The sequence below is a fragment of the Nonomuraea sp. NPDC049758 genome, from assembly GCF_040674635.1.
GTDB lineage: Bacteria > Actinomycetota > Actinomycetes > Streptosporangiales > Streptosporangiaceae > Nonomuraea.
The window spans coordinates 300,891-310,905 of the sequence record NZ_JBFAMZ010000009.1 but is presented as its reverse complement, the minus strand read 5'-3'; the positions used below and the strand labels follow the sequence as shown (position 1 = coordinate 310,905).

Genomic DNA, 10,015 nt, shown 5'->3' with positions numbered 1-10,015 from the left:
TCCCTTACAGGGTGTATCAGCTCACGTACCCGGAGAGAGAACGATGGTGATCAAGCCACTGCAAAGTGATCGCCGCGGATGCCGGGGCCGCACGTCACCGGCGGGTCGTCAAGCATTGGAGGGCGGCGGCCGGCGGCCGGTAGGGTGCCGATCATGGCTTGCCGCATCTCCGAACTGATCGTGTCCGGCCGACGTCGGCCAGACCGGCGAGGAGCCGTGGCACGTCCTGGCCGATCCCGAGGGCAACGAGTTCTGCCTGCTGCGCGCCCGCCTGAGCTGAGCGCCCCCTGGCCAACCCCTTCGTGAGGACTTCGCGCGCATGACGCCGCCTGCTCTCCAGACCTGACACCTTCCCGCGCATCGGTCGCCGACGGACGCCGTCGGCTCTGTTCTCCGTGCTCTTCGTCAGGTCTTCAGAGAGATCATGTCTTCACATCCTCATATCGTGCTGCCCTGGGTGGTGCGGCGCACCCGCCTGCCCCTGCTCGTCCTGCGGTGCGTGGCCTGTGACCGGACCGGCAAGCTCACCGTCCACGACCGGGTTCCGGTCCGCTCGCTGGACGCCGGCCTGCTGGCCGGGTACTCGGGCAACTCGCCGTCCCTCGTGGCGCGGGCCCTGCTCGACCCGGCGACCGCCCGCCGGAACCGGTACGCGTTCGACTGGGACGGGTGCTGGGAGCTCGACGCGCCGCCCGTGCCCGAGAGTCCGTGGCCCGTCCGGATCACGGTCGCCTTCGACGATCCCGTCCCGCTGCGTCCCGAACGGCTGATCAGCCTCGGGCTGGGCGTCGGCCGGGGCGAGGTCGCCCGCCGCATCAAGATCGACATCCCACCGAATCGGAGGACGAAACAGGACTTTTCCTTTCTTCTGATGTAGGTCGAGGCTGCCGGCCCGGCGGGCGGTCGTCCGCCCGCCGGGAACGGGACAGCAGATGCCCGACGAGGGCCGCGGCGAGGCCGGCCAGCCCGGCGGCCGCGAAGCCGCCACCTGGCAGTGCGGCGTCGATCGCCAGCCCGGCGATCGGCGAGCCGAGCGCGAAGCCCGCGCTCGCCGCCGACGCCTGCAGGCCCGTGGCCTCGCCCCGTACGCCGGCCGGCGCCAGCCGGCTCACCGCGTCGGCCACCGTGGACAGGGTCGGCGCGGTGAGCAGCCCGGCGCCGACGACGGCCAGGCACAACCAGCGCCAGTCGTGGGCCAGCCCGGCGGGGATCGTCAGCAGCCCGAGCAGGCCGAGCAGCAGCCACGTCGGCATCGGACGGCGCAGCGTGCCGTAGACCAGGCCGCCGGCGACGGAGGTCACGCCGAACACGGCCACGACCACGGCGGCCCAGGACACCTGGCCCGCCTCCTTGAGCGTGGCCACGATGGCCAGGTCGACGCCGCTGAGCAGGGCCGTGGCACCGAACCCCATCGCCAGCACGGCGACCATGCGCCGGTCCAGCCACTCCCGGCGCGCCGGACGGGCGGGCGAACCGGTCTCCACCTCGCCCTCGGCCCGCAGCGGCGGATCGAGCAGGGCGATCCCGATCCCGCCGGCCACGATCACCGCCCCGAGCCCCCACGCCACGGCCTGGGGAGACAGCTCCGCCGCGCAGAGGATCACCACCGCCGGCCCCACCATGTACGCCAGCTCGCCCTGCACCGACTCCAGCGCGAACGCGGCCCGCCGCTGCCCCGGCGTCGTCATCGCGGCGATCGCCTGCCGGGTCACCGCCTGGACCGGCACCATCAGCAGCCCCGCCGCGAAGGAGGCGCCCATCAGCACCGCGTACGGCAGGACGGGCACGCTCGTCCAGAACACCGCCTGCGACGCGACGGTGATCGTGAGCACGGCGCGCAGCCCCCGCCGGTCCGTCATGCGGCCCAGCAGCGGGCCGCCCAGCGCCACCCCGGCGGTCAGGGCGGCCGCGACGCCGCCCGCCGCCACGTAGCCCAGGTCCAGGCGCAGCACGACGTACATGGTCAGCGCGGTCACGTCGGCGGTGATCGCGGCACGGGCGAGCAGCGAGACGCCCAGCAGCGCCGCCATCCCCCGCACGGCGAGGACCTGTCGGTATCCGGTCACCCGGGCGACGCTAGGTCATCCCGCAGGCCATAGGAAGACGTTTTCTCGTTGGACCCGGCATAATGGATGCTTATGGCCAGGGATCTGGACACGTCGTTGCTGCGGTCGTTCGTCACGGCTGTGCGGGCGGGCAGCATCAGCCGCGCCGCCACCGCGCTGGGGCACACCCAGCCCGCGCTCAGCCAGCAGTTGCGCAAGCTGGAGAGCGCGGTCGGCCGCCCGCTGCTCCACCGGTCGCCGTCCGGCGTGTCGCTGACGCGGGCGGGGGAGGAGCTGCTGCCCTACGCCGAGCGCATCCTGTCGCTCTCCGCGCAGGCCCTCACCGCGACCGGGCGCGCGCTCACCGGCCGCTGCGGCGTCGGGCTGCTGGAGGACCTGGCCGCCGCGCAGCTGCCGCAGGCCCTCGCCGACCTGGCCCGGCTGCACCCCGGCGCGACGCTGGAGGTGCTGAGCCTCTCCGGCGTCACGATCCGGGAGGCCTACCACGCGGGCCGCGTGCAGCTCGTGCTCGACGAGGCGACCGATCTTCCCGCGCCGCCGCGCTGGACCGTGCGGCGCCCGCTGGTGTGGGCGGTCGGCCAGGGCGTCGACCCGGCCGCCGATCCGCTGCCGGTGGTGCTGTTCACCGGGACGTGCGCGTGGCGTACGTCGGTGGTGGAGACGCTCGACCGCACCGGCCGGCGGTGGCGGCCGGTGTTCGAGAGCAACAGCCTGGCCGGGGTGCTCGCGGCGCTGCGGGCCGGGCTCGGGGTCGCCGCGCTCATGCCCGGCAATCTCGAACCGGACATGGCCTGCCACGACCCGGACGCCCTGCCCGCCCTGCCCGACGTCGAGCTCGGCCTGGCCCGGCACCCGCAGACCGAGGGAGATGCGCTGATCGACGCCGTGGAGACCGCGCTGCGCCGGATGATCTGAGCGCCGCCGGGCTCAGAGCACCAGGGCGATCTTGCCGCTCAGCCGGCCGCGCCGGAAGTGCTCGTGGGCCGCCCCGACGTCCTGGAGGCCGTACTGGGCCTCGATCCGGGCCCTGACCTGGCCCGCGTCGACCGCCTTGGCCAGCTCGGCGAGGCCGGGTCCGTCCTCGCGCACCTGGTTGACGGTGGTGCGGACCGATCGACGGGACAGGTCGGGCACCGGCCCGGCCTGGGTGGCGACGGAGGCGTAGCGGCCTCCGTCGGCCACGGCCTCGACGGCGAAGGCCCCGAAGGTGTCGAAGACGGCGTCGTAGGCTCCCACCGGAAGGTCGGCGGGGTCGGTCGTGACCCGTTCGGCCCCCAGCTCCGTGGCCACCTCGACCTGCGCCGCCCTGGAGACCAGCGCGTCCACCCGGACGCCGCGCGCCCGCGCCAGCTGGACGGCCAGCCCGCCCACCGCGCCGGCCGCGCCCGCCACCAGCAGCCGCTCGCCCGCCCGGACGTTCAGCCAGTCGAGCGTCTGCAGGGCGGTGAGCCCAGGCAACGGCAGCGTCGCCGCCTCCACCAGGCTGATCGCCGACGGCGCCACGGCCACCGAGCCGGTCGGCATGGCCACGAGGTCGGCCCACGTCCCCCGGCCCGTGCCGAGCTGGTGGGACATGCCGAAGACCCGTTCACCCACGGGCAGCGCATCGTCCCGGCTGTCCACGACGATGCCCGCCAATTCCCATCCCAGGGTCGTCGGCAGGGGAGGGGTGCCCTCTCCGACGGCCCCTTCACGGGTCTTGTCGTCAACCGGGTTCAGGGCGGAGGCGACGACCCTCACCAGCACCTCGCCGTCCGAGGCCCGGGGCGGCGGCGCCTCGGCGACCGTCAGGACGTCCGGGCCGCCGAAGCGGGTGATCCGCACAGCACGCATGTTCAACTCCTCGATATTCGGGACAAGGGGGGATGGTCGGGTCACCGGTCGAGCAGGCCCAGGGCCGGCAGCGCCGCGGCCAGTCGCGGGTCGGCCCGGGCGGCTTCCTCCAGGGCGGTCCTCAGCGTCGCCTCGTAGGTGACGTTCGCCTCGGCGTAGCGGGCCCGGCCCGCGTCGGTGATGACGGTGTAGACCCCGCGCTTGTCGTCCGGGCACAGGTCCCGGTACGTGAGCTCCGCCGTGTTCAGCCGGGTCACCAGGCGGGTCACGGAGCTCTGGTTGAGCCCGATCCTGTCGGCCAGTTCCTGCATGCGCAGCTCGCCGGCGTCCGAGGTGGCGAGATGGCCGAGCGCCCGGTACTCCGACAGGCCGATGCCGTGCCGCCGCTGGAGGGCGGTGGCCAGGGCGTTCTCCACGCGGGCGTGCAGCAGCAGGACGTCGTTCCAGGAGCTGGACACCGCCGAGGGCGCCGGGGCCGGGTGCGGAGTGGATGCCGTCGGAGCCATGGAAGCCTCCTCCTTCTCTGAGAACCCGGTCTCTCGGACGCGGGATTGACAAAAGCATACATGCACATGCAAGCAAAGCAGGGTCATGAGATGGCCGGGATCTACCTGCTCGGCGCCGCCGTCTTCGAAGTCGTCTTCGCCCTGGCCACGAACGCCACCGAAGGCTTCACCCAGTTGTGGCCGTCCCTGCTGACCGCCGCCGCCGCGACCGGCGGGATCTTCTTCCTGAGCCTGGGGACGTCGGCGTCGGCTACACCGTCTGGACCGGCGCGGGCGGGACGGGCGGGCCCTGGCCGCGGAGCCGGTCCATCTGCCGCCACTCGGGCCGCAGCCCCGTCAGGCTCGTGGTGAGGGCGTAGACCGCCCCGCCGGCGAGCAGCACCGGCGTCAGCCCGGCGACCGCCACCAGCGCCCCGCCCACCAGCCCGCCGAGCGGGATGCCGGCCCAGGCGAGGGAGTCCTTCAGCGCGTTGACCCGGCCCAGCAGGCTCCGGGGCACCCGCTCGTAGGAGATCGCCCCGAGGATCGGGTTGAGGAACCCGCCGGCGAACCCGCCCACCGCGAACACCGCCGCCATGGCCCACAACGGCGGATCCACCGCCAGGACGAGGAACCGGGTCGGCCCGGCGAGCAGGAACGCCACGAAGAACACCGGCCTGCGCCGCATCCGGTGCGCCACGGCGGCCGCGACCAGGCTGCCGCCGACCGCCGCCAGCCCCGTGACGCTGCTGTTCAGGCCCACCACGGCGGCGCCGTGACCGGACTCCCTGGCCCACACGAACACCAGCACCTGGCCGAAGGCCGCGTCGAGCAGGTTCGTGACGCCGACCATGACGACCACGGACAGCAGCAGCCGTTCGCCGCGCAGGAACGTGAAACCCTGGCCGAACCGCCGCCAGTAGCCCTCCTCCGCCTCCAGAGGCTCCTCCGCCGGAGCGCGGTGTCCCATGCCGCGCGGCAGCGCCCACGTCACGATCACCGAGCCGAGCGCGAAGCAGGTGACGCTGATGCCGAGGCCGGCCAGCGGTCCGAGCAGCGCCACCACCGCCCCGCCCGCCGCGGGCCCCACCGTCTGGGCCAGCCGTTCGGTCACGCCCATCAGCCCGGTGGCGCGCTCCAGCGGCACCCGCCCGCGCTCGGCCGCCTCCGGAATCATGATCTCCTTGGCCAGGTCGCCCGGCCCGCGGGCCGCGCCGACCACCGCGACGAGGGCGATCAGCGCGCCCAGCGGCAGCAGGTCGAGGGCGTGCAGGAGGACGACCGCCCCGGCCGCCGCGGCGCTCACCACGTCGCCGATCCAGGAGATCCGGCGCGGCCCGACCCGGTCGGCCAGCGGCCCGGCCAGCGCCTTGACCAGCACGTACGGGGCCATCTCGGCGAACGCCACCATCCCGGTCCGCGCCGGGCTCCCGGTCGTCGTCAGGACGAACCAGGGCAATGCGATGGCCGACACCCGCGTCGCGGTCAGCGACACCGTCATGGCCGCGAGCAGGCCGGCCATCGGGCGTAACGACTCGCGCGCCCCCATCACGCACCCTCGGACGACTCGGGCGGCTCGGGCGCTTCGGGCGGCTCGGGCAGGAGCTGGGTGATAAGTGAGACCCGGGCGGCCCCTTCGGGCGCCGGCTGGCCGGGCGTGTCGCGCCGGTAGCGGTCGACGACCTCCGCCAGCTCCTCGCGCAGCCGAAGCCCCTCGTCCGGGGTGATCCGCAGCGCGATGGAGCTGAGGTCGAGCACCCGCCGCCACTCCGCCGGCATGGTCGGCAGCTCGTTCAGCGTCCGCTGGGTGCGCAGGCCGTACAGGGCGGCGATGGACCGCATGTAGGCCAGCACCGCCTCGGGCTCCCGCTCCGACAGCTCGTCGTCGGTGAGCCGGGTGACGTGGTGGACCGAGCGCCACCAGCGTTCGCGGGCGTTGCCGCGCTCGGTGTCCTCCGCCACGAATCCGGCGGCGCCGAGCCTGCGCAGGTGGTAGCTGGCGGTGCCCGAGTTCACCCCCAGGCGTTCGGCCAGGCGGGTGGCGGTGGACGGGCCGTGTCTGCGCAGCAGGTCCACGAGTTGCACCCGTACCGGGTGGGCCAGTGCCCGCAGGCCCTTGGCGTCGAGGACGACCACGTTCTCGGAGGGTTCGGTCATGTCCGGCAGCGTAGACCGCAAACAGTCCTTCGCAAAGACTTGTTCGCGAAGAGATGTTTGCAATGCGTCGCGCCTGACGTCGGCGCTTGAGCCGCCGAGCCGCGAGGTTCCCTTGGACGAGATCTCGGCCCGCATCACCGCGCCCGAGGCCGGCCAGTGGCGGGACTGTCATCGGCCGGCCCGGCGGATGGCACGGACGTCAGTGACGCGCTTCATCATGGCTCTCATGACTGATGAGCGATACTCCCGTCTCGCCGCCGAGCATCTGCCCGCCGACCTCGCTGACCGGTGGACCGCACTGCTGCGTCCATGCGTACGTCTGCGCCGGGCCGCGGACGGCGAGCAGGCCGTCGCCACCCTCGGCGGGGAGCCGGAACTGCCGGCCGGGGCCGTCTGGCCCGAGTGGCCGGGGCACGCCCCGCTGTCCTTCATCGCATCGGTGCGGTGCTCGGCGCTCCCTCACGCCGGGCTGCCGGCGGCCTTCCCGCAGGACGGGACGTTGCTGTTCTTCTCCTTCGACGGCCACGACGACATGGACGACGGCGGCTGCGCACCCGCATCTACCACCAGATCGGCGGCCATGCCGTAACGGTGCAGGGCCCGGTGGAGTACGAGGTCGCGAACGCGGCGCTCGGCGGCGTTCACTCTTGGGGCACCCCCGCCTTGGACCGGGAAGCCGGACGCTGGATCCTGCTCGCCCAGTTCGACAGTGACGGCGACGCGAAGATGACGTGGGGTGACACCGGCGCCCTCTACTGGCTGATCCGCCCCGAACACCTGGCCACCCACCGCTTCGACCAAGCCCGGCTCACCATGCAGTGCTAGGGCGCCGGGCCGGGGGCTTCGGATCCGCCAAGCCCTCCGCTCGGATCCGCACGCAAGCACGGACGTCAGGCGCCCGGGCGGCGGCTCCAGCAGGGGCCGATGGCGGTCCTCAGCCGACCGTGAACAGTGTTTCCTGGAGCCCGGTCGCGTCGTCCCGAGCGATGAGCCTACGTCTGGGGTGGCATCTCGATGCCGGCCCGGCTGACGGAGGTGCTCTTGGTCAGGACCCGCAAGACGTCCCGGCGCACGCGCTCGCACCGGCCGCGCATGGCCTCACGGGCGCCGTCCGCGTCCCGGGCGCGCAGGCGCTCGTGGACGCCCGCCAGTTCCCCGGGCGGGCTCGCCACCTCCGGAGCGATCAACGCGGCCATCCGCAGCACCCGCTCCAGCTCGTCCAGCACGCCGACGATCGCCTTGGCGTACCGGCCGTTGCCGCCGGCGTCGGCGATGACGGCCTCGAACTCGATCCCGGCCCGCAGCGACTGCTCCAGGTCGGCCTCGCCCGCCGCGAGCGCGCGGGGCACCTCGGCCAGCTCTTCGAGCCGCTCCAGCGCCGGGCCCTCGACGCCGCGGCGCGCGGCGGCCGCGGCGCTCTCGCCGGCCAGCAGCGTACGCAGCGCGCACAGGTCGTCGGTGTCCTGGAGGGTGATCGGGCTGACGACGTAGCCGGCGCGCGGCAGCGCGTCCACGAGCCCGTCGCGCCGCAGGCGGGCCAGCGCCTCGCGCACCGGCGTCTTGCTCATCTGCCACTGCCGCGCGAGCGACGCCTCGCTGAAGCCGCTGCCCGGCGGCAACGTCAGGTCGATGATCTGGCGCCGGATCGCCCGGTACGCCTGGCCGGTGCGGTCGAGGCCGGTGACCTCCTGGCCGACCAGCAGCGACGCGGGCAGGTGAGCCATCGCGCCGGTCACGGGGTGGAGCGTCCGGGACGCCTCCCGCCCGTCCGCGATCAAACCTGCCACTTGTCGCACGACACCACGTCGAACCCCCGGCTCGGGAAGACGGCGTCCACGAAGAAGTCGTGCAGCGCCGGATCGCCGTCGCCGCAGCCGTCGCTCAGCACCGTCACCTGGTAGCCGCGGTCGGCCGCGTCGTAGCAGGTCGCGGCCACCATCGCACTGGTGGCGACCCCGGCGACCGCCACAGTGGTGACGCCCCGCGCGCGGAGCACCAGGTCGAGGTCGGTCCCGGCGAACGCGCTGGCGCGGCGCTTCAGCACGACGACGTCCTCTTCGGCGACCGGCAGGGCGAGCTCGGTCCCGGCCGACCCCTCGTGGAAGGCGTCGCCGGCCTCGAAGAACGACTTCATCAGCGCGCTGCCGGGCGGCACGTCGGCCCCGTTGGCCCGGAACGCGAAGTGCACGAACACCACCAGGACGCCGGCCGCCCTGGCGCGGGGCAGCAGTTCGGTGAGCGGCGGCACGACCTGCTGGGCGAACGGGTAACCGCCCGTGATGCCCCGCTGGAGGTCACCGATGATGAGTGCAGTGGTCACGACATTGCTCCGTCCAGTGTTTCCGGCGGGCGCGACGGCCCGCGCCTCCTCCGGTCAAACTGGGATCACAGTAGGCAAGAGTTGAGATATCAGCAACCGGAGCGCGGGCGGCGACCGTCTTCCGGCGCGCCGGAACTGCGGCGATCAAGGGCCTGACGTCACCTGCCATGGAGGAACTGCCCAGCACCGGGACGGCCGGTACGGCCCCACCCGGCCGTCCCGGCACGCGCTGACCCGGATCCCTGGTCTCGTCCTTCCTGGCCCACGTGGGCTCATGTCGCCATCGCCCTGCCCGGCAACGTGGGCGGCATCACCCGGCCGGTGTGGCGGAAACGCCTGTCATGCGCGTTCGGCGTCCGGGGCTCATCCTGCGATCGTGAGGGGCAGGCCGGACAGCAGGCGGTCGCGCAGGACGTCGCCGCGGACGCCGATCTCGGGCAGGTCGTCGGGGCCGGGGGCGCCGCTGATCAGCAGTTCGGGCACGAGGAGGCGGCTGAGCGGGACCTCGGGCGACGGGTCGGCCAGCGCGCCGACGTCGGCGTCGGACAGGTCGAGGTAGGCCGGCGTGAGGGTCCGGCCGTGCAGGGTGCCGGCGACCAGGTCGGGGCAGAACTCGTTCCAGAAGATCGAGACGGTGGTGCGCAGGTCGCCATGGATCATCACCAGCTTGTCGGTCATGTCGCCGACGAACGTCTCGGCCGTCACGTGGCCGCGCACGACCAGCTTGGCGTCACCGGCCAGGTAGACGTTCCGAGCCCGCAGGTCGCCCAGGACGATCAGCGCGGCGGAGCCGTCGTCCACGTCGGTGACGTTCCCGTCGACGACCAGGTCGCCGTCCACGATGTAGCCGGTCGCGGCGTCGGGGGCGCCCTCGCGCCACGGCGTGCGCTCGTGCTCGTCGAGGGGGAGTTCGCCGGTCACCGTGGCGGGACCGGGCACGAGGATGTACTCCTCCTCGTACAGGTTCCCGTACGTCTCCTTCGGCAGGCCGCGCCGCTCGAACAGGTCAACCGCATCGTCCCAGGCGAGATACGTCGATCGCATGCGCGTGACCCTAGCAATCAAGCCGGGTGATGTTCGCCGGGCGCCGACATCACCTACCGCGCCGTCGCGAACCACGTCTCCGCACCACGCCGGGCCTTCCGCCCACCGTC

The 10,015-nt window shown here is 73.4% G+C and carries 12 protein-coding genes and 2 pseudogenes; 6 read left to right on the top strand and 8 right to left on the bottom strand.

Annotated features, from left to right (window positions below; genetic code table 11):
• Nucleotides 1-184 precede the first annotated feature (184 nt).
• A pseudogene (locus AB0J46_RS25420) lies at nucleotides 185-280 on the top strand (VOC family protein); the annotation flags it as partial.
• Between the two features lie 165 nt (nucleotides 281-445).
• Nucleotides 446-877, top strand: a complete 432-nt coding sequence (locus tag AB0J46_RS25415) for a DUF1062 domain-containing protein (protein WP_364336029.1) — start codon at nucleotides 446-448, stop codon at nucleotides 875-877.
• Here AB0J46_RS25415 and AB0J46_RS25410 read toward each other — a convergent pair.
• Nucleotides 816-2,066 (bottom strand): MFS transporter, encoded by a 1,251-nt coding sequence (locus tag AB0J46_RS25410; RefSeq protein ID WP_364336027.1) that lies wholly within the window; start codon nucleotides 2,064-2,066, stop codon nucleotides 816-818. The two genes, AB0J46_RS25415 and AB0J46_RS25410, sit on opposite strands and share 62 nt — an antisense overlap.
• 72 nt (nucleotides 2,067-2,138) lie before the next feature.
• Here AB0J46_RS25410 and AB0J46_RS25405 point away from each other — a divergent pair, with 72 nt between their 5' ends.
• On the top strand, nucleotides 2,139-2,981 hold the full coding sequence (locus tag AB0J46_RS25405; RefSeq protein ID WP_358287121.1) for a LysR family transcriptional regulator: 843 nt from the start codon (nucleotides 2,139-2,141) through the stop codon (nucleotides 2,979-2,981).
• A gap of 12 nt (nucleotides 2,982-2,993) precedes the next feature.
• On the opposite strand, the gene AB0J46_RS25400 is transcribed toward AB0J46_RS25405, so the two are convergent.
• The gene (locus tag AB0J46_RS25400) at nucleotides 2,994-3,899 is read right to left on the bottom strand and encodes an NADP-dependent oxidoreductase (RefSeq protein WP_364336025.1); all 906 of its coding nucleotides are present in this window, start codon (nucleotides 3,897-3,899) and stop codon (nucleotides 2,994-2,996) included.
• Nucleotides 3,900-3,940: 41 nt separating this feature from the next.
• Nucleotides 3,941-4,405: a MarR family transcriptional regulator gene (locus tag AB0J46_RS25395; RefSeq protein WP_364336023.1), complete on the bottom strand. Its 465-nt coding sequence runs from the start codon at nucleotides 4,403-4,405 to the stop codon at nucleotides 3,941-3,943.
• Between the two features lie 90 nt (nucleotides 4,406-4,495).
• Here AB0J46_RS25395 and AB0J46_RS25390 point away from each other — a divergent pair.
• A pseudogene (locus AB0J46_RS25390) lies at nucleotides 4,496-4,639 on the top strand (SMR family transporter); the annotation flags it as partial.
• Nucleotides 4,640-4,655: 16 nt separating this feature from the next.
• On the opposite strand, the gene AB0J46_RS25385 reads toward AB0J46_RS25390, so the two are convergent.
• Complete coding sequence (locus tag AB0J46_RS25385; protein WP_364336021.1) at nucleotides 4,656-5,933, bottom strand: MFS transporter; 1,278 nt, start codon at nucleotides 5,931-5,933, stop codon at nucleotides 4,656-4,658.
• The gene (locus tag AB0J46_RS25380) at nucleotides 5,933-6,541 is read right to left on the bottom strand and encodes a helix-turn-helix domain-containing protein (RefSeq protein ID WP_364336019.1); all 609 of its coding nucleotides are present in this window, start codon (nucleotides 6,539-6,541) and stop codon (nucleotides 5,933-5,935) included. The genes AB0J46_RS25385 and AB0J46_RS25380 overlap by 1 nt, the downstream gene beginning before the upstream one ends.
• Nucleotides 6,542-6,767: 226 nt before the next feature.
• On the opposite strand from AB0J46_RS25380, the gene AB0J46_RS25375 reads away from it, so the two are divergent.
• Together AB0J46_RS25375 and AB0J46_RS25370 are read left to right on the top strand one after the other, a co-directional pair.
• The gene (locus tag AB0J46_RS25375; RefSeq protein WP_364336017.1) at nucleotides 6,768-7,130 is read left to right on the top strand and encodes a DUF1963 domain-containing protein; all 363 of its coding nucleotides are present in this window, start codon (nucleotides 6,768-6,770) and stop codon (nucleotides 7,128-7,130) included.
• A 14-nt stretch (nucleotides 7,131-7,144) separates the two neighbouring features.
• Complete coding sequence (locus AB0J46_RS25370) at nucleotides 7,145-7,366, top strand: DUF1963 domain-containing protein (RefSeq protein WP_364336015.1); 222 nt, start codon at nucleotides 7,145-7,147, stop codon at nucleotides 7,364-7,366.
• Between the two features lie 167 nt (nucleotides 7,367-7,533).
• Here AB0J46_RS25370 and AB0J46_RS25365 read toward each other — a convergent pair whose 3' ends face one another.
• From AB0J46_RS25365 to AB0J46_RS25355, 3 genes are all read right to left on the bottom strand, one after another.
• A complete protein-coding gene (locus AB0J46_RS25365) occupies nucleotides 7,534-8,328 on the bottom strand; it encodes a GntR family transcriptional regulator (protein ID WP_364336013.1) in 795 nt (264 codons plus the stop codon).
• Nucleotides 8,316-8,861 carry an isochorismatase family cysteine hydrolase gene (locus tag AB0J46_RS25360; protein ID WP_364336011.1) on the bottom strand — a complete coding sequence of 182 codons (546 nt, stop codon included), beginning with the start codon at nucleotides 8,859-8,861 and terminating at the stop codon, nucleotides 8,316-8,318. The genes AB0J46_RS25365 and AB0J46_RS25360 overlap by 13 nt, the downstream gene beginning before the upstream one ends.
• 363 nt (nucleotides 8,862-9,224) lie before the next feature.
• Nucleotides 9,225-9,905, bottom strand: coding sequence for a polymer-forming cytoskeletal protein (locus AB0J46_RS25355; RefSeq protein WP_364336009.1), 681 nt, complete (start codon nucleotides 9,903-9,905; stop codon nucleotides 9,225-9,227).
• Nucleotides 9,906-10,015 lie beyond the last annotated feature (110 nt).

Coding starts and splice junctions, on each gene's coding strand:
- AB0J46_RS25395 (WP_364336023.1), bottom strand. CDS start 4,405: ATGGCTCCGACGGCATCCACTCCGCACCCGGCCCCGGCGCCCTCGGCG.
- AB0J46_RS25405 (WP_358287121.1), top strand. CDS start 2,139: ATGGCCAGGGATCTGGACACGTCGTTGCTGCGGTCGTTCGTCACGGCT.
- AB0J46_RS25355 (WP_364336009.1), bottom strand. CDS start 9,905: ATGCGATCGACGTATCTCGCCTGGGACGATGCGGTTGACCTGTTCGAG.
- AB0J46_RS25385 (WP_364336021.1), bottom strand. CDS start 5,933: ATGGGGGCGCGCGAGTCGTTACGCCCGATGGCCGGCCTGCTCGCGGCC.
- AB0J46_RS25380 (WP_364336019.1), bottom strand. CDS start 6,541: ATGACCGAACCCTCCGAGAACGTGGTCGTCCTCGACGCCAAGGGCCTG.
- AB0J46_RS25400 (WP_364336025.1), bottom strand. CDS start 3,899: ATGCGTGCTGTGCGGATCACCCGCTTCGGCGGCCCGGACGTCCTGACG.
- AB0J46_RS25375 (WP_364336017.1), top strand. CDS start 6,768: ATGACTGATGAGCGATACTCCCGTCTCGCCGCCGAGCATCTGCCCGCC.